The sequence below is a fragment of the Demequina sp. genome (assembly GCA_024707205.1).
Taxonomy (GTDB): domain Bacteria; phylum Actinomycetota; class Actinomycetes; order Actinomycetales; family Demequinaceae; genus Demequina.
In genome coordinates this window covers 226,486-245,091 of the sequence record JANQAD010000001.1, presented here as the reverse complement: position 1 = coordinate 245,091, position 18,606 = coordinate 226,486, and the positions used below count along the sequence as shown (strand labels likewise).

Sequence of the window (18,606 nt, the reverse complement as noted above, 5' to 3'; positions counted from 1 at the left end):
GGCGCGGTCAGGAGTGAGCCTCAAGCATGCTTTCGCAGTTGGTTCCGGTCTACGTCATCGGCGGCATCATCGCCGTCGCCATGTTCATCGCCGCGATGGCGGCAGAGGGTAGGGGCGCACACATCCTGCGCCTGTGGCTCGAGTCCGGGCGCAAGAAGGCGGTGCAGACATTGCGCGAGGAGGCCCTCGAAGGCGACGTGCCGCGCGCGCCGAACAACCTGAGCCTCGTGACCCACCTCGGGGCCGCGGAGCGGCGCTATGCCGAGATGGACGCGCGCCGCGTGCGTGAGGAAGAGCGCGCCAACGCCTGACACACTAGGCGCATGAACAGTTCGGGGCTCGGTGGCCTGCTCGTCACCATCGCGGTTGTCCTTGTGGTCGTCATTGCGGCCGTCGCCCTTGGCATTGCCTTTGCCCGACGCTCGCGCAGGGCTTCCGCGCCCGTCGAGTCTCCCTCGCTCGAGTCCGCTGAGGCTCCGCCTGAGGCGCCGGCAGCTCCGGATGCGATCGTCTCCGACACGATCGTCGAGACGCCGGTCTCTCCGGCGCCCACCGAGCTCGTCGAGCGCCCCGAGTCCACGAGCGGTCGCTTCGCACGACTGCGCGGCAGGCTCGGCGCCACTCTCGCGGGGGTGCTGCACCGCGGATCGATGTCCGCGGACGACTACGACGCTCTCGAGGAGGCGCTCCTCCTCGCGGACGTGGGCGCGTCGGCGACCGACGAGATCCTCGCGGGAGTCAAGGCGCGGCTCGGCGCAGACTTCGAGATGGAGCCCCGCGACGCCCTCCGTGCCGCGCTGCTTGAGGCGATCGATCCCGCGGCCGACCGTTCGCTCGCGCTCGGCGAGCCGGGGGAGGGCGAGTCCAGGTCCGTGATCGTCGTCGGCGTCAACGGCGTGGGAAAGACCACCACGGTGGGCAAGCTCGCCCGCGTGCTCGTTGCCGACGGCTACTCCGTGGTGCTCGGCGCCGCGGACACGTTCCGCGCGGCGGCCGCCGATCAGCTCGAGACGTGGGGCGCCAGGGTCGGCGTGCCCGTTGAGCGATCCGAGCGGGACGGAGCCGATCCGGCGTCGGTGGCGTTCGCGGCCGCGGAGCGGGCCGTTGGGGACTCGGTCGACGCGCTGCTCATCGACACCGCTGGCCGCCTGCAGAACAAGCAGGGGCTCATGGACGAGCTCGGCAAGATCGTGCGCGTCGTGGGCAAGGTGGTGCCGCGCGCGGAGGTACTCCTCGTGCTCGACGCCACCACCGGTCAGAACGGGCTCTCCCAGGCGCGCGTCTTCGCCGAGGCGACCGACGTGACCGGAATCGTGCTGACCAAGCTCGACGGCTCGGCGAAGGGCGGCATCGTCGTCGCCGTGCAGAAGGAGCTGGGCGTGCCCGTGAAGTTCGTGGGCCTCGGCGAGGGCGCGGACGACCTCGCCCCATTTGACCCCGCCGGCTTCGTGGACTCGCTGGTAGGCGACGCGTGAGCGAAACCCCACCAGGGTGGTACGACGACGGCAGCGGCGGGCTGCGCTACTGGGACGGCGCCGCCTGGACCGAGCACACGGCGCCGCGGCGCGTTGACCCGGCCCCAGCGTCGGGCCCCCAACGCAAGGCGGGAGCATGGCTGTGGCTCGTGGTTGGCGGCGTCGCCGTGGTGCTCGTGGGCGTCACCGTTGGCGTGGTGCTGCTCCTGTCGTCCCACCAGGGACCCGTCAATAAGGCGAAGGCGGCCCTCGAGATGTACAACTCCGCGTGGCTCAACGTCGACTGCGACGCCCTCCAGGAGGCGACGACGGAGGCGTTCCGCTACGACTGGGGCTACGAGGACTGCTCCGCGTTCGAGGACGACGCCACCGACTTCGACCAGGTGAACCGTGACTACCGGACCACCGTCGACGACACCTCGTTCGTGTCCGGTCACGTGGTGGTGACGACAACGGAGAGCTACACGGACGTGGACGGCAGCGACTTCGTGGACCACGTCACGTACACCGTGGTGAACGACGGCGACGCGTGGCGGATCGACATGATCGACTTCGCCGGCGACGACGAGGGCGAGACGGACGTCTAGCCGCACTGCCCGCGGGCGGTCAGAGCAGGTGGCCCATCCGGTCGCGCTTGGCCTGAAGGTACCCGCGGTTGGACGCCTGCTGGCCAACGAGAAGCGGCACCCGCGACAGCACGGTGATTCCGTTGGCGGACAGCTGGGCGATCTTGTCAGGATTGTTCGTGAGCAGCCGCACCTCGTCGAGCCCCAAGTCCTCGAGGATCGCGGCCGCGGCCGCGTACTCGCGGGCGTCCGCGGGCAGGCCGAGCGCGAGGTTGGCGTCCAGCGTGTCGAGGCCCTCCTCCTGCAGGCGGTAAGCCTGCAGCTTGGCGAGCAGGCCGATGCCGCGACCCTCGTGTCCGCGCAGATAGATGATGACTCCGCCCTCGGCGGCGACGGCGGCCATGGCCGAGTCGAGCTGCGGGCCGCAATCGCACTTGAGCGAGCCGAGCGCCTCTCCCGTGAGGCACTCAGAGTGGACGCGAACGAGCGCTCCGGGCCGCAATGCCTCGGATCCCGGCGCCTCGGCGATCAGCGCGAGGTGCTCCGCGCCCGTCGCGATGTCCCGGTAGCCACGCACGCGGAAGTCGCCGTGGAGCGTCGGGATGGTGGTCTCGACCTCGAAGGTGAGGCGGTCGGTGACGGTGGGGGCGCTCACAGCCCCTCCAACGGTGTCTCGGTGTCCGCGAGGCGAGCCAGGTCGACGGGGGTCCCGCGGCGCAGCAGCGCGGCGATGGGCGTGCTCACCCCGCGCATGTTGACCGCGAGGGCGCCAACCGGGACGCCGCCGGCCACGCGGAAGCCGATGAACTCCCCGCTCGCTGGGTCCCCGCGATAGACGACCTCGGTGCCGTCATCCGCAATCGGGAAGCCGCTGTAGCCCATCGAGGCGTCGTACTGCTTGGTGAGGAAGGCGGGGATGTCGTCATAGGACACGCCTTGGCCGAGCATCGAGCGGGCCGCCGCGGCCCCGCCCGCCCTCGCGTTGGACCAGTGCTCGCTGCGAACTCGCATGCCCGTCACGGGGTGGAGGACGCTCGCGATGTCTCCCGCCGCGAACACGTCGGGGGCACTGGTCCGCAGCGCGGCGTCCACGAGCACGCCGTTGTCCACCGCCAAGCCGGCCGCCGAGGCGAGGTCCGTGAGGGGGACGGCGCCGATGCCGGCGACCACGGCGTCGGCGGGGACAACCTCGCCGCCCTCGAGCACCACGCCCGTCACGCGGCCGTCCCGGCCCTCGATCGCCTGGACGGAGACCGAACGGCGCACCACCACGCCCTGGGCGAGGTGCAGTCCGGTCACGTACTCGCCGAGCTCGGCGCCGAGCACGCGCCCGAGCGGCACCTCGTCGAGCGTGAGCACGGTGACGGCGTTGCCCAGCCGGGTAGCGGTCGCCGCGACCTCCATGCCGATCCAGCCGGAGCCGATGACCGCGAGCCTGCGGCCGCCGCCCGCGAGTTCGGCGTGGAGGGCCTCGGAGTCGTCGAGGGTGCGCAGGTGGTGGACGCCCGCGAGCTCCGCTCCCGGGATCGTGAGGCGGCGGGGAGCGGAACCCGTGGCGAGTAGGGCCTGGTCATAGTGGAGAGCGCGCCCGGATTCGAGCCGCACCTCGTGGGCGTCCGGGTCAAGCGCGACCACGGTTTCGCCGGTGAGCAGCTCGATGCCGTTCTCGGCGTACCACTCGCGGGTCGCCACGAACACCGAGTCTCGCTGCGCGGCGCCCGCAAGCAGGTCCTTCGACAGGGGAGGGCGGTTGTAGGGCGGGTGCGGCTCTGTGCCGATGAGCGTGATCGGGCCCTCGTGCCCCTCCTCGCGGAGCGTGCGGGCCGCGGTGCCCCCTGCCAGCCCGGCCCCTACGATGACGATGGATCCCATGACCTGCCTGCCTCCTGCCGCGCGATGGGCGGCTCATAGCGAGCGTAGGTTCGCGAGAATTCTTTTGTCAAGATTTACTGTTTTAGAGATAGGATGGACGCATGAACGCCGCACCGGAGCCGTCAGCGGTCGCGAGCGCGCTCGCGGATCCCGTGCGCCGGGACCTGCTCGCGCTCGTCACGCGCCGCGGGGAGCCGATGGGCAGGGATGAGGCCGCGGCGTCCCTGGGGATTCCCCGCGCGACGGCGGCGTTCCACCTCGACAGGCTCGCCGACGCCGGGCTGCTCGTCGCGGAGTTCAGGCGCCTCTCCGGCCGCACCGGCCCTGGCGCCGGGCGCCCCGCCAAGCTGTACAGGGCCGCCTCAAGCGAGGCGTCCATGTCCGTTCCGGCCCGACGCTATGACCTCGCCGCCGAACTGCTCACCGCCGCGATGGAGCGAGCCGAGCACGCGGGGGAGTCCCCGCGCGTGGCGCTTGGGGAGGTCTGTGGCCAGTTTGGGCGCGAGCTTGGCGACTCCGGGGACACCATCGGGGAGGTGCTCGTCGCGACGGGCTACGAGCCGATCGACGACGGCGACGGGGGGCTCGTGCTTGCGAACTGCCCGTTCCGCTCGCTCGCCAAGGACTATCCGGAGACGATCTGCGGCGCCAACCTCGCGCTGCTGAGCGCCGCCGCCGAGGCCACGGACTCGCAGGGCCTCGAGGTGCGCTTCGAGCCAAGCGCCGAGTGCTGCTGCGTGCATCTGGTGCCCCAACAGCGCGACTGACACCAGCGTCGGGCCCCGCCTGCGCAACACACCTTTTACGTGGGAGGCGAATACGTAACGCCCCCGAAACTCGCGGGCCGTTCAGGGGTAACACTCGCGCGGGACTCTTTTCCCACTGCTGGCCGCCCGGTCGGCGGAGGGAGAAAACACAGTATGTTCACGCTGGACACTGGCAATACCGCGTGGATGATCGTTGCGACCGCACTTGTCCTTCTGATGACGCCGGGTCTGGCGTTCTTCTACGGAGGCATGGTTCGCGCGAAGTCCGTGCTCAACATGATGATGATGAGTTTCATCAGCATCGGCACCATCGCAGTCATCTGGGTGGTGTACGCCTACGGCCTCGCCTTCGGCACCGACACCGCGGGAGGCCTGATCGGCAGCCCATCAGGGTTCGTCGGCGTCAACGGCCTCGACGACGCCAACGGCGTCCTCGCTGGCAGCGGAGTGCCGTTCCTGGTGTGGATCGCATTCCAGGCGACCTTCGCGATCATCACCGTCGCGCTCATCTCCGGCTCCGTCGCCGACCGCATGAAGTTCGGCACGTTCGCCGTCTTCACGGTGATCTGGGTCACGCTCGTCTACACCCCGCTCGCCCATGGCGTGTGGAGCGGCGGCTTCCTCGGCAGCCTGTCGCCCACTCCGGTGATCGACTTCGCCGGTGGAACCGTGGTCCACATCAACGCCGGTGCCGCTGGTCTCGCGCTCGCGATCCTGCTCGGCCTGCGCAAGGGATTCGGCAAGGAGCCGTTCAAGCCCCACAACCTGCCGTTCGTGATGCTCGGCGCCGCGCTGCTGTGGTTCGGCTGGTTCGGGTTCAACGCCGGCTCCGAGGGCGCCGCGGACGGCACCGCCGGCCGCGCCTTCCTCAACACCACGGTGGCCCCCGCCATCGCGATGCTCGGCTGGCTGCTCGTGGAGAAGATTCGCGACGGCAAGCCCACCTCGCTCGGTGCCGCGTCCGGAATCGTCGCGGGTCTCGTCGCGATCACGCCGGCCGCCGCGTCGGTGGACACGTGGGGAGCGCTCGCCATCGGCTTCATCGCCGGTGCGGTTTGCTCGCTCGCCGTGGCGCTCAAGTACAAGTTCGGGTACGACGACTCGCTCGATGTTGTGGGTGTCCACCTCGTCGGCGGTGTGGTCGGCACCGTGCTGATCGGCTTCTTCGCCAACCTGGACGAGGGCACGACGTTTGCGCCCGAGGGCGCTCTCAGCGGCCTGTTCTACGGTGGCACCGCGGAGCAGCTCTGGTCGCAGATCATCGGCGCCGGAGTGGCGATCATCTACTCGTTCGTCGTAACGCTCATCATCGGCCTTATCCTCAAGGTGACGATCGGCCTGCGCGTCAGCGAAGAGATCGAACTGTCTGGCATTGACCTCGCCGAACACGGCGAGACCGCATACGAGGAGGCGAAGTAGCCATGAAGCTGGTCACTGCGATCATTCAGCCCCACCGCGTTGACGAGGTCCGCGCCGCCCTTGAGGCGGTCGGCGTCAAGGGAGTGACGGTCTCCGAGGCTGCCGGCTACGGCCGCCAGAAGGGACACACCGAGGTCTACCGCGGTGCCGAGTACACCGTCGACCTGGTGCCCAAGACGCGTCTCGAGGTTCTCGTGGACGACGGCGACGCAACCGCGGTCACCGAGGCCATCGTCGGCGCCGCCCAGACGGGCAAGATCGGCGACGGCAAAGTCTGGGTTGTGCCGGTGGACGACGTGGCCCGTGTGCGCACGGGCGAGCACGGCGCCGACGCGCTCTAGCGACGCACTAACTGCATCATGACGAGCCGCGCGGGTTCAGTTCCGTCCGGCTCGGGGGCTGAGGTCCCGCATCCCCAAGGGGTGCGGGACCTCAAGCGTCTCCGGCGAGAGCTGGCCGAGCGCCTCTACGCCGACAAGGTTCCGGGCAGTGAGCGCCGCGCCCAGCTGACCGATCTCATGAACGCGCGCCTCGCCGAGCACTTCTCGGAGACTCTGCGATCGGTGGTGCCCGACGGCGCTTCCGGGGCCACGCTCGCGGCCGTCGGTTCCGTTGGTCGTGGGGATGCGGGCCCGGCCTCCGATCTTGACCTCGTTCTACTCCACGACGGGCAGTCGCTGTCCAAGTCCGAGGTCGCCGACCTCGCGCAGCGGCTCTGGTACCCCATCTGGGACGCAGGCCTCGAGCTCGACCACTCGACGCGGTCGATCACCGAGTGCCGCCAGGTGGCGGCAAAGGACCTCGCCGCGGCGGCCGGGCTCCTCGACCTCAACCCCATCGCGGGTGACGAGGACCTCGCGAAGCAGGCCCGCGCGCTCATCTACCAGGACTGGCGCGCCCAGGCGCGCAAGAAGCTCCCCGAACTCCTCAGTGCCTCTCGCGCCCGCGCCGAGCGCTTCGGCGAGGTCGCCTATCTCATCGAGCCGAACCTCAAGGAGTCGCGCGGCGGGACCCGCGACTACATCAGCCTGGGGGGCGCTCGCGGCCACATGGCTCACCGACCGGCCGCACGGGGCGGTCGACGACGCCGCGCGGCTGCTCATGGATGTCCGCGACGCCGTCCAGATGGTGGCCGGACGCCCGCAGAACGTGCTGGGGCGCCACCTCGCGGCCGAGACCTCCGCGCTGCTCGGCTACGACGACCCGGACGAGGTGCTCCGGCTGCTCGCCGAAGCCGGCAGAACTGTCGCGTTCGCGCTCGACTCAACCGAGCGTCGGGCACGCAGGGCGATCGAGAAATCCGGGGTGGGCTCGCGTGCCTTCATCGCGCGGCGCCGCGCGGTCGCTCCCCGCCACGTGTCAGTGGGGGAGGGGCTCATCGACGTGGATGGAGACCTTGCGCTCGCTCAGGACTGGGACGTGGAGGCCGACGCCGAACTCCCGTTGCGCGCGGCCGCCGTTGCCGCGACCACGGGGCTCCCGTTCACGCCGAGCCTGCTCGAGGCGCTCCCGAGCGCGCCAGACCTGCCGACGCCGTGGCCGCCGAGCGCCCGCGCTCACCTTCGCGACCTGCTGCGCGCCTCGAACCACCTGGTGAGTGTGTGGGAGGCGGTTGACCTCGCGGGTCAGGTGGTGCGGTGGATCCCCGAGTGGGAGGGCGTGCGCAACCGGCCCCAGCGCTCGCCCGTGCACCGCTTCACGGTGGACCGGCACATGGTGGAGACCGTGGTGCTGGCGGGCAAGCATCGACGCTCGGTGCCCAACCTGGACCTGGTCTTGTTCACCGGGTTGATTCACGACATCGGAAAGCGCGCGGGGGCGACGAACCATTCGGTTGACGGAGCCGCGCTGATCCCGGCGATCTGCGAGCAGATCGGCTTCGACGCCGCTTTCACCGCCGACGCCACCCTTCTGGTGCGTGAGCACCTCACGCTCGCCGGTCTCGCGACCACCGAGGACGTCAACGACCCGGCCACGGCGGATCGGCTGCTCGCGGCGATCGACGGCCGCGCGGACCTCCTCGAGGCCCTGCGGGCGCTGACAGAGGCCGACGCGAAGGCCGCCGGTCCCAAAGCGTGGACCAGCTGGCGCGCCGCGCTCGTCGACGGCCTCACCGAGAACGCAAGGCGACGGCTCGGGGTGTAGGTGATGGCAGCGTCGGGCCTGCGACGGCACAGCCCGCGGCGTGGCAGCCCGCGGCGTCACAACCCGCGGCTGCGAACCGGATCCGCCCCAGTTCCGGGCCCGCGCCGGCAGTATTCGCCGCGTTTGCGGTTCACAGCCGCGGGCGGCGCAGCGAACAGGGCCGCTCCCGGCACCCAGGTACTCTTGTACGAGCCCCCACCCGAAGGGAATCAGGTGTTCGCCAACCTCTCCGATCGTCTCACCGCGACCTTCCGCAACCTGCGCGGCAAGGGTCGCCTCAGCGAGGCAGACATCGACGCGACGATCCGCGAGATCCGCCGCGCGCTCCTCGATGCCGACGTCGCCGTGCCGGTGGTCCGCACGTTCACGGGCAACATCCGCGAGCGCGCCCTGGGCGCTGAGGTCAGCGGCGCGCTCAACCCCGCGCAGCAGGTCGTCAAGATCGTCAACGAGGAGCTCATCGCGATCCTCGGCGGCGAGTCCCGCCCGCTGAAGTTCGCCAAGAACGGGCCCACGGTCATCATGCTCGCGGGCCTCCAGGGCGCCGGAAAGACGACCCTCGCGGGCAAGCTCGCGCACCACCTGAAGCAGCAGGGCCAGACTCCGCTGCTCGTGGCCGCGGACCTCCAGCGCCCCAACGCCGTGACACAGTTGCAGGTGGTCGGCGAGCGCGCTGGCGTGCCCGTATTCGCCCCCGAACCAGGCGTGACGCGCGAGGACGAGAAGGTTCGCGGCAACCCCGTCAAGGTGGCCAAGAAGGGCATCAAGGAGGCGGAGAGCCGCCAGCACTCGGTCGTGATCGTCGACACCGCGGGCCGCCTCGGCGTTGACCGCGAACTCATGCAGCAGGCCGCGGACATCCGCAAGGCGATCGATCCTCAAGAGGTGCTGTTCGTCATCGACGCGATGATCGGTCAGGACGCCGTCGCGACCGCGCAGGCGTTCCAGCAGGGTGTCGACATCACGGGCGTAGTCCTCACCAAGCTCGACGGCGACGCCCGCGGTGGCGCGGCGCTGTCCGTCGCCGAGGTCACCGGCCGCCCCATCCTCTTCGCCTCCACGGGAGAGAAGCTCGAGGACTTCGAGGTCTTCCACCCGGACCGCATGGCGAGCCGCATCCTCGACATGGGCGACGTCCTCACGCTGATCGAGCAGGCGGAGAAGGCCTTCGATCAGGACGAGGCCGCCAGGATGGCCGAGAAGGTCGTCAAGGGCGAGGACTTCACCCTCGCGGACTTCCTGAGCCAGATGCAGCAGCTCAAGAACATGGGCTCGATGAAGAAGATGCTGACCATGCTCCCTGGTATGGGGCAGGTTCGCGATCAGATCGAGAACTTCGACGAGCGAGAGATCGTCCGCACGGAGGCGATCATCCAGTCCATGACGCCCGCCGAGCGCGACAACCCCAAGCTCCTCAACGGCTCCAGGCGGTCTCGCATCGCCCGCGGCTCGGGCATGCAGGTGAGCGACGTGAACTCGCTCATCAAGCGCTTCGAGGACGCCCAGGTGATGATGCGCGCGATGGCAAAGAACGGCGGCAACGTGCCGGGAATTCCCGGCATGGGGGGCGGCGCTCCGGGCTCGTTCGGCGGCTTCCCCGGCGGCAAGAAGTCCAAGGGCAAGCAGGCGCCCCAGCGCAAGGTCAAGGGCAAGAGCGGCAACCCCGCGGTGCGGGCTCAGCAGGAGGCCGCCGCTCGCAATAAGCCCGACGCTGCCGCGGCCCCCGGCTCGGCGTTCGGCTTGGGCGCGCAGCAGGCTCCGGAGGAGTTCGACCCCTCCACCCTGAGCGGCGACTTCGGCAAATACCTGCGGAAATAACGTGTTATGAGTAGGTTCCACATAGTCGGTTCCGTTACTCATAACACGTTATTGGTAACCGGAGAGACCTGGGTCTCCGACGGCGTCATCCACCTTGAGCGACCCGATGACGGACCCTTCGAGACCATCGAGGGCTTCGCCGTGCCGGGGCTCGTGGACGTGCACTGCCACGTGGGACTCGACAGCGGGGGACCGCTCGGCGAAGAGCTCACTCTCAAGCAGGCCCACGCGGACCGCGATGCGGGCACCCTCCTCATTCGCGAGCCCGGCTCTCCCGTCGACACGGGCTTCCTTCACGGCGTCGCGAGCGCCCCGCGCCTCATCAGAGCGGGCCAGTTCATTGCCCGCCCCAAGCGCTACATCAAGGGTTACGCGCGCGAGATCGAGGTAGGGGACCTGCCCCGCGTCGCCGCCGAAGAGGCCCGCAGGGGAGACGGCTGGATCAAGCTCATCGCCGACTGGATCGACCGCGACGCGGGTGACCTGACGCCCCTGTGGCCGGCCAAAGAGCTCAAGGACGCCGTGGCGGCAGCCCATGAAGAGGGCGCCCGCGTCACCGCGCACACCTTCTCCACCGAGGCGATCGACGACCTGCTCGACGCCGGCATCGACTGCCTGGAGCACGGCACCGGCATGACCGCGGACCACATGGCGCGCGCGGCCGCCGCGGGCGTCCCAGTGGTTCCGACGCTGCTGCAGGTGGGCAACTTCGCCGCCTTCGCGGCACAGGGCGAGGCGAGATTCCCCGCGTACGCGCGCCGCATGCGCGCGATGTTCGAGCGGCGGCACGAGCAGGTCCTCGCGATGTGGGAGGCGGGCGTCCAGCTGCTCATCGGCACCGACGCCGGGGGAGAGGTCGGCCACGGCGAGCTGCCCGCGGAGTGCCTCGAACTTCAGCGCGCGGGGATTCCGGCCCTCGATGTGCTCGCGGCCGCGAGCTGGCGGGCCCGCGAGTTCCTCGGCGTCCCGGGGATCGAAGAGGGCGCGAGCGCGGACCTCGTCGTGTACGAGAACGACCCCAGCAAAGACGTCGCCGCCCTCGCCGAGCCGAAGGCAGTGATCCTTCGGGGCCTCCGCGTCGTTTAAGAGTTCGTGAAGAGATCCGCCGCCGTGCCACAGCGCGCACACGACGACCGGGCACAATGAGCCATGGCCGCAGCCCCCACGACCGAACGTAACCCCGTCGCCCGCTTGCGCGAGCGTCGGGCCGATGCCCTCGTGGCGGCACTGTGGTGGGTGGGCGCCGCCGCCGTCGCGTTCTTCATCGCCGAGGGCGGCCTCACGATCCTGTCCCCGGTCGACTACGTGTACTCGCTCGGCAGGGTCGCGGGACTCGTGGCCGCCGTGCTCGTCATGAACCAGATCCTGCTCATCTCTCGCGTCCCGTGGATCGAGCGCACGCTCGGGCACGACCGCGCGGCGGTCACGCACACCCTCATGGGCAAGGTCGCCTTCATCGCGATGCTCGTCCACGCGGGGCTCATCCTCATCATGACCGCGCACTACGACGGTCGGTCCGTGCTCAGCGAGATCCCCGCGATGTGGGACCTTGGCTGGTTCATGGTCGCCGCGCAGGCGGCCCTCGGATTCTTCACGCTTGTGGTGGTCACGAGCCTGCTGATCGTGCGCCGCCGCTGGCGGTATGAGACCTGGCACACGGTCCATCTGTTCGTCTACCTCGCAATAGTGCTCGTGATCCCGCACCAGTTCATCGAGGGCTCCACGTTCCGCTCCAAGGGGCTCGCGTGGTGGTTCTGGCTGGCGCTCTACGTGGTCGCGATCGGCGCGTGGTTCGTCTTCCGCATCGCGCGGCCCCTGCTCTATGCCCGACGCTTCCGCCCCGTGGTCTCGCAGGTCACCTCAAACGCGGATGGCTCGACGACGGTGGTGATCACCGGCCGCGGCCTCGCTGGGCTTGGCGCGCGGCCGGGTCAGTTCATGCTGTGGCGGTTCCTCGCTTCCGGCTACTGGCGCGAGGCGCACCCGTTCTCGCTCTCTGCGGCGCCGGGTGACTCGCTGCGCATCACCGTGGGGGCGAGCGGCGACTTCAGCCGCTCGCTCGCCTCGCTTCCTGTCGGTACACCCGTGCTGTTTGAGGGGCCGCTCGGCGTCTTAACGTCCGCCGCTCGCACGCGCCCCGGCGCGGTCTACGCGGCAGGGGGCATCGGCATCACACCCTTAAGGGCGATGCTCGAGGAGCCGCACTCCGGGCCGGTTGACATCGTGCTGCGCGCGAGCTCGGAGGAGCAGGTGCCGCTTCGCGACGAGGTCCACGCGCTCGCCGCCGCCCTCGGCGCCCGCGTTCACGAGTTCTATGGGCCCCGCGGCTTCGGCTGGTCAACTGTCGCGGAGCCCGTCAAGCTCGCGAGCCTCGTGAGCGACCTGCCGGCCAGGGACGTGTACATCTGCGGTCCCGCCGCATGGGCCGACGCCGTTGAGGCCGACGCTCTCGCGTCCGGTGTGGCGCCTGAGGCGATTCACCGCGAGAGGTTCGGGTGGTAGCGATGCGAACGTCTCACAAGCTCGTGATCGGCGGCGGCTGCGCCGCGATCGTCGCCGTCGGCTTCGCCGCCGCGCCGCCGCTCTCGGTCAGCTCTGGTGAGGTTACGGCCGAGCCGAGCGCCACCGCGTCCGGGGCCGAGACCTTCGCAGGCCCCGCGGTCAGCAACGCGCGGGGCACGTACCAGGCGCAGATCACCGTGGTGGACGGCAAGGTCACCGATGTCATTGCCCTGCAGGCGGGAACGCAGGACCCCAACTCGATCGCGGTCAACAGCATGGCGATCCCGGCGTTCCGCGCCGAGGTGCTCGAGGCGCAGACCTGGGACGTCGCCGCCGTCTCCGGCGCGTCGTTCACGAGCCCGGCCTTCATCGAGTCGCTCCAGGGAGCCTTCGAGGCCGCGGGGCTGTCCCAATGAAACTGCTGTCGTGAACCCAGTCACCTCGCGCGTGCGCGCCATGGCGATGGCGTTCGACATCACGCTAGACGGGGTGGCGAGCGAAGCGGCCGCACGCTCTGCAATCGATGGGATGCACCGCGAGCTGCTCCGCGCGGACGACCTGTTCTCGCTGTTCCGCCCGGACACCCCTATGGCGCGACTCGCGAATGGGACGGCGACTCTCGCCGACATGCCGGTCGAGGTCATCGAGGTGTTGCGCCTGTGCGAGAGCTATCGGATCGCGACCGGCGGGGCATTCGACGCCAAGCGCCCCGACGGCGTCATCGACCCAACGGGAATCGTCAAGACGTGGGCCGTTGCCAAGGCGACCCAACGCCTTGGCGGCGTGCCTGCGTGGCTGGTGGCAGCGTCGGGCGATGTGGTGGCGCACGGCCGGGAGTGGCCGGTGGGAATTGCCGACCCAGCGGTGAAGGGCGACCCCGCGGGAACGAAGGTGCTCGACGTGGTCCTCATCGGCGGCGCGTTTGCGGCCGTGGCCACCTCGGGGTCCGCGCAGGTGGCGAACCACATCTGGGATCCCGTGACGGGAGAGCCGGCGAGGCACTTCCTGCAGGCGTCGGTCGCGGGCACGGACCTCGTCGAGTGTGACGCGTGGGCCACCGCGATCTGCGCCGGGGGCGGACCGGTCGTGGAACGGGCGGTCGCCGCGGGACTCGAGGTGCTCATCGTGACGTCGGGGCGCTCGCAGGGCGGTTACGAGGCCGTCGCGAGCGCTGGTTGGCCGCGCGCGCCCCGGCCATAGCGTCGGGCATCGACGGAGGCGGCGGGTTGGTACCCCTGGGCGCGGTCTGGCACAATAGACCGCTGGCGCGAAAGTCGCCACCCGTCTTGCTGGCCACACTCGTGGCCGGCTCATACCGGAATCGAGGAATGCAGCCATGGCTGTGAAGATTCGCTTGAAGCGCTTCGGCAAGAAGCGTGCCCCCTTCTACCGCGTCGTCGTGATGGACTCGCGCACCAAGCGCGATGGCCGCGCGATCGAGGAGATCGGCAAGTACCACCCCACCGAGGAGCCTTCGGTCATCGAGATCAACTCGGACCGCGCGCAGTACTGGCTCGGCGTTGGCGCCCAGCCCACCGAGCAGGTGACCGCGCTCCTGAAGCTCACGGGTGACTGGCAGACCTTCAAGGGCGAGAAGGGTGCCAAGAACACCGTCAAGGTCAAGGGCGAGAAGGTCAGCGCCGAGGAGGCCATCAAGGCCCACGCCGACGCCGCCGAGAAGGCCAAGGCCGCGAAGTCCGAGGCTGCTGCCGCCGCCAAGGCCGAGGCTGAGGCTACTGCCGCCGCTGAGGCGAAGGCCGCTGAGGCCGCCGCTGCCGAGGCTGCTGCTGAGGTCGTTGCCGACGCTGAGGTTGCCGACGCTGAGGTTGTTGCCGACGCTGAGGTTGCCGAGGAGGCTCCCGCTGAGGAGGCCGTCGCTGACGAGGCCGTGGCCGACGCCGAGGCCGCCGAGGACGCTTCCGAGGAGAAGTAAGTGGTCACCGAGGCGCTCGAGTTCCTGGTGCGGTCCATCGTCCGCAATCCGGACGACGTGCGCGTCACCGAGCGTTCGGGCCGCCGCGGCACCACGCTCAACGTGGTGGTGAACCCGGAGGACCTTCCGCGCGTCATCGGCCGTCGTGGCCGCACCGCGCAGGCGATTCGCACCGTGATCGACGCGATCTCTCGCGACGAAGTGCGCGTCAACATCGTCGACGTCGCCTAGCCGGCGTTTACGCGAGAGCGGCCCCGGACCTTTCGGTCCGGGGCCGCTCTGCTGTTGGGGCGGCGCTACTTCTTGGCGCCCGCGAGGTAGTTGGTGGTCTCGCGGCTGAACAGCATGAGCAGCACCACGCCGGAGATCAGGATCTGGATCATCGCGGCCACGGCAGCGTCGGACCCGATCGCGATCCACGCGCCGATGTGCACGCCGATGTGCACGCACATCACGATCGCGATGAGCCAGCGCGCTACCGCCGAGCCCTGGAAGAACAGGGCCGCGACCGCCACCGTGGCGAGCCCGATGAGCAGAGCCGCCCACGCGAGCCACTTGGCATTGTCGGGAATCGAGTCCTTCTCGATGAGCCACGCCGTGCCGGCGATGACGTCGCCGGCCCCGGCCAAGAGCGCGAGCAGGGTGACGACCACCACGTCCGTTGGGCGGGCCGCCTTGGTGCCCGGCACGGACGCAGGCGGGCTCGGGGTCGTGGGTGAGGTCGTCGCCGACCCCATGAGTGGTTCCGATACCGGCTCGACGAAGGGCTCCGAAGGGGTGTTCTCGTCGGTCATTGATCCTCCTGGTTGAGCGGCTCGTGCGAGCCGGTTGTGGTGGTGGAGGGCTGGGTTCGCCCTCGGAAGTAGTCGGAGGCACTGCCGCTGCTGAGCAGCGCGATGACGAGGATGGCGATCGCGGCGTCGAACACCGCCGGCCACACCGTGACGTAGCGGATCGCGACCAGGGCCCACACCGCGTTGGCGAGGCGCAGAGACATCACCAGGATGGTGAGCACGCGCATGAACTGGCTTCCGCGACCAAGGCCGTACGCGACCAAGGCCGTGAGCACGCCGAGGAGCAGCGCGACGAGCGCCCAGTACCGCACGTACTCGACCCCAACGGGCGCGAGCGCGAAGCGCGCCTTGTCGAACGACACGATGAGCAGCCAGATGCTCGCGACCAGATCGCCGAACGCGGCGAGCCACACGAGGGCGAGCACGACGGTCACTCCAAGGGGGCGGCTGCGCTCGTCGATGGGCGCCTGAGGCTCGCTCATATGCCACACGCTAGCCCTTGGAAAGGTCAGGGAGCGGACAATCTAGAATTGCCGCCATGAGGCTGTTAGTCGCGCGCATCGGCAAGGCCCACGGGCTCAAGGGCGAGGTGACGCTCGATCTTCGCAGCGACACTCCCGAAACCCGCTTGATACCAGGGGCGACGTTCCAGACTGAGAGGGACGGCGTCGGGCGCCTCACGGTGGAGAAGGTGCGGGAGCAGCACGGACGCTGGTTTGTCACCTTCGCCGAGATCGGCGACCGTACCGCCGCGGAGGACGCGCGCGGCACCGAGCTCGTCATCGACGCGGAGGCTTCGGATGAGGAGGGCGCGTGGTTCATCCACGAGCTCGTTGGCCTGCGGGCCGTGCGGCCAGACGGGACCGAGGTTGGCGAGGTGGTCGACCTGCTCGACATGCCCGCCCACGACGTGCTCGTTGTCCGCGAGCCCAGCGGCCACCGCGCCATGATCCCGTTCATCGAGGCGTTCGTTCCCGAGGTGGATGTGGAGGATGGTCGCGTCATCGTGACACCGCCGTTCGGGCTGCTGGAAGGCGAGGACGTCGAATGAGGATCGACGTCATCACGATCTTCCCCGAGTTCTTCGGGGTCCTCGACGTGAGCCTCCTGGGCAAGGCGCGCGCGGCCGCCCTCGTGGAGACCCACGTCCACGACCTCCGTGGCTGGACGCACGACGTCCACCACACCGTGGACGACGCCCCATTCGGCGGCGGCGCCGGGATGGTCATGAAGGCGGACGTCTGGGGCGAGGCGCTCGACGAGGTCCTCACGGCGCAGGGCGTCTTGCTCATCCCGAGCCCCGCGGGGGTGCCGTTCACGCAGGCCCTGGCCGCGGAACTGGCGCGTGCGGAGCAGCTGGTCTTCGCGTGCGGTCGCTACGAGGGCATCGACGCGCGCGTGCCGGAGCACTTTGCGAGCCGCGGCTTCCGGGTGCTCGAGGTGAGCCTCGGCGACTACGTCCTCAACGGGGGAGAGGTGGCCGCGTTCGCGATGATCGAGGCGATCACCCGTCTCATCCCCGGATTCATGGGGAACGCCGAGTCGATCGTCGAGGAAAGCCATGCCGACGGGCTCCTCGAGTACCCCTCGTACACTCGCCCGGCCACGTGGCGGGGTTTGGACGTGCCAGACGTTCTGCTGAGCGGTCACCACGCTCGCATCGGCGAGTGGCGGGCCGAGCAGCAGCTGACTCGCACGCGCGAGCGCAGGCCGGATCTGCTCTTGTAGGCGCGCTGCCACCTATGGCTGGGTTCGCCATGCGCCCGCGGCGGATGGGGAGTAACGTGCCCATCGGGTGCCCATCGGGTGCCCATCGGGTGCCCATCGGGTGCCCATCGGGTGCCCGGTCACGCTGATGTGACCCAGGGGGGTACACCATGATGAAGTCACCACTCCACCAAAGTGGGGACACGTCACTCTCACCGCCACAACCCTCGAGCGGTCGAAGATGGTAGCGTCTTCGTCCACGTCAGGAACGACTAACTACACGCGAGCAGCCGTTGCGTTCTACGCGCCTATTCAGGGCACGCCTCTGACGTGGACGACGTCCGCAAACGTCCAAACAACCACCGCCTACTCACCAACTCCGCCTACAAGCAGGATCTACATGAGTGGCTGGACTCAGAACCCCTCGACGGATGCGGCGTGCAGCACAGCGGTCTACTCGGCGTAGCGGTCATCGCCATCTGTCTTGTTGTCGCTGGGTGCTCAGCGCCCAGCGACAACAACACGGCTGGGGATCCCGTAGTCGCCGAATTGGCTGCACACGAACTGCAAACCCCTGGCAGACCAGCGGAAGTGGTGGATCAGCTCACTCGAATTCGGGACACGGGGTCCGTCGACTATGCGGACTACCAGGAGGCGGCTCGCTCATGGGTTGACTGCGTTGCGAAAGAGGGCATAGCGGCAACGCTTGTGCCGGTCAAGCAGTTTGGTCTCGATTTGTACAGCACGTCCGAGCAGTTTCCAGCGGGGGTACAGGCCGGAGACGCAACTGATGAGACGCTGAGAAAGGCGTCGCAGGCGTGCCGCGACGCTTGGTGGGCTCCGGTGGAAGATGTGTACCTCAACAGCCCCGCGTCCTTGCAGACACTGGAGGACAGCATTGCACCCTTTAGGGAAGCCGCGCTGTCGTGCCTCTCCCGAAATGGCAAGCCGCTCGAAGCGGATGCGACCCGCGACGAGATCATGCGAGCGAACGCCGACCTAACCATCGCCACTGGCACGGACTGCCTTGAAAACGCTGGGTACCTCGGCCAGTAGCGGAAGCGACGCACGCAAAACCGCGCCCGTTGTGGCAGAATAGACCCTCGGTGTCTGCGTAGCGTCGGCCTGCCACAGGGGGTCGAGCACTCACTCACGGAACACCATCACTCACGAAGCCTTAGGGCAGAGCCGCGCAGGACCTGTGGCGTGTGCGAGGAGTTACGTCATGCAGAAGCTTGACTCGATCACCGCGGGCCAGCTCCGCGACGACATCCCGGACTTCCGGGCCGGCGACACCGTCAAGGTGCACGTGAAGGTCGTCGAGGGCAACCGTTCCCGCGTGCAGGTCTTCCAGGGCATCGTCATCGCCCGCCAGGGCCAGGGCATCGGCGCCACCTTCACGGTGCGCAAGATCTCGTTCGGCGTTGGCGTGGAGCGCACGTTCCCCGTTCACACCCCCACCATCGACCACGTTGAGCTCGTCAGCCGCGGCGACGTACGCCGCGCCAAGCTCTACTACCTGCGCGGCCTGCGCGGTAAGGCTGCTCGCATCCGCGAGAAGCGCGAGAACTGACATCAGCACAGACGCTGACGCACCGGCGGAGGCCC

At 69.2% G+C, this 18,606-nt stretch carries 20 protein-coding genes and 2 pseudogenes; 18 read left to right on the top strand and 4 right to left on the bottom strand.

Annotation, left to right across the window (positions count from 1 at the left end; translation table 11 throughout):
- Nucleotides 1-26 precede the first annotated feature (26 nt).
- The 3 genes from NVV57_01205 to NVV57_01195 are packed head-to-tail and all read left to right on the top strand — an operon-like array spanning nucleotide 27 to nucleotide 2,062.
- Nucleotides 27-311: a hypothetical protein gene (locus NVV57_01205; protein MCR6711373.1), complete on the top strand. Its 285-nt coding sequence runs from the start codon at nucleotides 27-29 to the stop codon at nucleotides 309-311.
- 12 nt (nucleotides 312-323) lie between these two features.
- On the top strand, nucleotides 324-1,475 hold the full coding sequence (ftsY, locus tag NVV57_01200) for a signal recognition particle-docking protein FtsY (GenBank protein MCR6711372.1): 1,152 nt from the start codon (nucleotides 324-326) through the stop codon (nucleotides 1,473-1,475).
- The gene (locus NVV57_01195) at nucleotides 1,472-2,062 is read left to right on the top strand and encodes a DUF2510 domain-containing protein (protein MCR6711371.1); all 591 of its coding nucleotides are present in this window, start codon (nucleotides 1,472-1,474) and stop codon (nucleotides 2,060-2,062) included. Before ftsY ends, NVV57_01195 begins: the two co-directional genes overlap by 4 nt.
- Nucleotides 2,063-2,081: 19 nt before the next feature.
- On the opposite strand, the pseudogene ribA reads toward NVV57_01195, so the two are convergent.
- Together ribA and NVV57_01185 are read right to left on the bottom strand one after the other, a co-directional pair.
- A pseudogene (ribA, locus tag NVV57_01190) lies at nucleotides 2,082-2,678 on the bottom strand (GTP cyclohydrolase II).
- A gap of 14 nt (nucleotides 2,679-2,692) precedes the next feature.
- Nucleotides 2,693-3,913: an FAD-dependent oxidoreductase gene (locus NVV57_01185; GenBank protein MCR6711370.1), complete on the bottom strand. Its 1,221-nt coding sequence runs from the start codon at nucleotides 3,911-3,913 to the stop codon at nucleotides 2,693-2,695.
- Between the two features lie 101 nt (nucleotides 3,914-4,014).
- Here NVV57_01185 and NVV57_01180 point away from each other — a divergent pair, with 101 nt between their 5' ends.
- The 11 genes and pseudogenes from NVV57_01180 (at nucleotide 4,015) to NVV57_01130 (ending at nucleotide 14,728) form a co-directional block, all read left to right on the top strand.
- Entirely contained in the window at nucleotides 4,015-4,680 is a 666-nt protein-coding gene (locus NVV57_01180) for a helix-turn-helix domain-containing protein (GenBank protein MCR6711369.1), read from the top strand.
- A gap of 153 nt (nucleotides 4,681-4,833) precedes the next feature.
- Nucleotides 4,834-6,099 carry an ammonium transporter gene (locus NVV57_01175; protein MCR6711368.1) on the top strand — a complete coding sequence of 422 codons (1,266 nt, stop codon included), beginning with the start codon at nucleotides 4,834-4,836 and terminating at the stop codon, nucleotides 6,097-6,099.
- A gap of 2 nt (nucleotides 6,100-6,101) precedes the next feature.
- Nucleotides 6,102-6,440 carry a P-II family nitrogen regulator gene (locus NVV57_01170; protein MCR6711367.1) on the top strand — a complete coding sequence of 113 codons (339 nt, stop codon included), beginning with the start codon at nucleotides 6,102-6,104 and terminating at the stop codon, nucleotides 6,438-6,440.
- 18 nt (nucleotides 6,441-6,458) lie between these two features.
- A pseudogene (locus NVV57_01165) lies at nucleotides 6,459-8,244 on the top strand (HD domain-containing protein).
- A 213-nt stretch (nucleotides 8,245-8,457) separates the two neighbouring features.
- Entirely contained in the window at nucleotides 8,458-10,062 is a 1,605-nt protein-coding gene (ffh, locus tag NVV57_01160; GenBank protein ID MCR6711366.1) for a signal recognition particle protein, read from the top strand.
- Nucleotides 10,063-10,113: 51 nt separating this feature from the next.
- Nucleotides 10,114-11,148, top strand: a complete 1,035-nt coding sequence (locus tag NVV57_01155) for an amidohydrolase family protein (protein ID MCR6711365.1) — start codon at nucleotides 10,114-10,116, stop codon at nucleotides 11,146-11,148.
- A 63-nt stretch (nucleotides 11,149-11,211) separates the two neighbouring features.
- The gene (locus NVV57_01150; protein MCR6711364.1) at nucleotides 11,212-12,564 is read left to right on the top strand and encodes a ferric reductase-like transmembrane domain-containing protein; all 1,353 of its coding nucleotides are present in this window, start codon (nucleotides 11,212-11,214) and stop codon (nucleotides 12,562-12,564) included.
- A 2-nt stretch (nucleotides 12,565-12,566) separates the two neighbouring features.
- Nucleotides 12,567-12,980: an FMN-binding protein gene (locus NVV57_01145; GenBank protein ID MCR6711363.1), complete on the top strand. Its 414-nt coding sequence runs from the start codon at nucleotides 12,567-12,569 to the stop codon at nucleotides 12,978-12,980.
- A 10-nt stretch (nucleotides 12,981-12,990) separates the two neighbouring features.
- Nucleotides 12,991-13,764: an FAD:protein FMN transferase gene (locus NVV57_01140; GenBank protein MCR6711362.1), complete on the top strand. Its 774-nt coding sequence runs from the start codon at nucleotides 12,991-12,993 to the stop codon at nucleotides 13,762-13,764.
- Nucleotides 13,765-13,900: 136 nt separating this feature from the next.
- The gene (gene rpsP / locus NVV57_01135) at nucleotides 13,901-14,497 is read left to right on the top strand and encodes a 30S ribosomal protein S16 (protein ID MCR6711361.1); all 597 of its coding nucleotides are present in this window, start codon (nucleotides 13,901-13,903) and stop codon (nucleotides 14,495-14,497) included.
- Nucleotides 14,498-14,728, top strand: a complete 231-nt coding sequence (locus tag NVV57_01130) for a KH domain-containing protein (protein ID MCR6711360.1) — start codon at nucleotides 14,498-14,500, stop codon at nucleotides 14,726-14,728.
- Nucleotides 14,729-14,793: 65 nt separating this feature from the next.
- Here the strand turns inward: NVV57_01130 and NVV57_01125 are convergent, their stop codons facing one another.
- Nucleotides 14,794-15,291, bottom strand: coding sequence for a hypothetical protein (locus NVV57_01125; protein ID MCR6711359.1), 498 nt, complete (start codon nucleotides 15,289-15,291; stop codon nucleotides 14,794-14,796).
- Nucleotides 15,288-15,773, bottom strand: coding sequence for a hypothetical protein (locus NVV57_01120; protein ID MCR6711358.1), 486 nt, complete (start codon nucleotides 15,771-15,773; stop codon nucleotides 15,288-15,290). Before NVV57_01120 ends, NVV57_01125 begins: the two co-directional genes overlap by 4 nt.
- 56 nt (nucleotides 15,774-15,829) lie before the next feature.
- On the opposite strand from NVV57_01120, the gene rimM reads away from it, so the two are divergent.
- From rimM to rplS, 4 genes are all read left to right on the top strand, one after another.
- A complete protein-coding gene (gene rimM / locus NVV57_01115) occupies nucleotides 15,830-16,342 on the top strand; it encodes a ribosome maturation factor RimM (protein MCR6711357.1) in 513 nt (170 codons plus the stop codon).
- The gene (trmD, locus tag NVV57_01110) at nucleotides 16,339-17,019 is read left to right on the top strand and encodes a tRNA (guanosine(37)-N1)-methyltransferase TrmD (GenBank protein MCR6711356.1); all 681 of its coding nucleotides are present in this window, start codon (nucleotides 16,339-16,341) and stop codon (nucleotides 17,017-17,019) included. The genes rimM and trmD overlap by 4 nt, the downstream gene beginning before the upstream one ends.
- A 309-nt stretch (nucleotides 17,020-17,328) precedes the next feature.
- Nucleotides 17,329-18,054 carry a hypothetical protein gene (locus tag NVV57_01105; protein ID MCR6711355.1) on the top strand — a complete coding sequence of 242 codons (726 nt, stop codon included), beginning with the start codon at nucleotides 17,329-17,331 and terminating at the stop codon, nucleotides 18,052-18,054.
- Between the two features lie 169 nt (nucleotides 18,055-18,223).
- Nucleotides 18,224-18,571, top strand: coding sequence for a 50S ribosomal protein L19 (rplS, locus tag NVV57_01100; protein ID MCR6711354.1), 348 nt, complete (start codon nucleotides 18,224-18,226; stop codon nucleotides 18,569-18,571).
- Nucleotides 18,572-18,606 lie beyond the last annotated feature (35 nt).

Bases quoted from the DNA above. Each gene is read 5' to 3' on its own strand.
- NVV57_01145 (MCR6711363.1), top strand. From the start codon at position 12,567: ATGCGAACGTCTCACAAGCTCGTGATCGGCGGCGGCTGCGCCGCGATC.
- NVV57_01170 (MCR6711367.1), top strand. From the start codon at position 6,102: ATGAAGCTGGTCACTGCGATCATTCAGCCCCACCGCGTTGACGAGGTC.
- NVV57_01125 (MCR6711359.1), bottom strand. From the start codon at position 15,291: ATGACCGACGAGAACACCCCTTCGGAGCCCTTCGTCGAGCCGGTATCG.
- trmD (MCR6711356.1), top strand. From the start codon at position 16,339: ATGAGGATCGACGTCATCACGATCTTCCCCGAGTTCTTCGGGGTCCTC.
- NVV57_01185 (MCR6711370.1), bottom strand. From the start codon at position 3,913: ATGGGATCCATCGTCATCGTAGGGGCCGGGCTGGCAGGGGGCACCGCG.
- rpsP (MCR6711361.1), top strand. From the start codon at position 13,901: ATGGCTGTGAAGATTCGCTTGAAGCGCTTCGGCAAGAAGCGTGCCCCC.
- ftsY (MCR6711372.1), top strand. From the start codon at position 324: ATGAACAGTTCGGGGCTCGGTGGCCTGCTCGTCACCATCGCGGTTGTC.
- NVV57_01150 (MCR6711364.1), top strand. From the start codon at position 11,212: ATGGCCGCAGCCCCCACGACCGAACGTAACCCCGTCGCCCGCTTGCGC.
- rplS (MCR6711354.1), top strand. From the start codon at position 18,224: ATGCAGAAGCTTGACTCGATCACCGCGGGCCAGCTCCGCGACGACATC.
- NVV57_01175 (MCR6711368.1), top strand. From the start codon at position 4,834: ATGTTCACGCTGGACACTGGCAATACCGCGTGGATGATCGTTGCGACC.
- NVV57_01180 (MCR6711369.1), top strand. From the start codon at position 4,015: ATGAACGCCGCACCGGAGCCGTCAGCGGTCGCGAGCGCGCTCGCGGAT.
- NVV57_01205 (MCR6711373.1), top strand. From the start codon at position 27: ATGCTTTCGCAGTTGGTTCCGGTCTACGTCATCGGCGGCATCATCGCC.
- NVV57_01120 (MCR6711358.1), bottom strand. From the start codon at position 15,773: ATGAGCGAGCCTCAGGCGCCCATCGACGAGCGCAGCCGCCCCCTTGGA.
- rimM (MCR6711357.1), top strand. From the start codon at position 15,830: ATGAGGCTGTTAGTCGCGCGCATCGGCAAGGCCCACGGGCTCAAGGGC.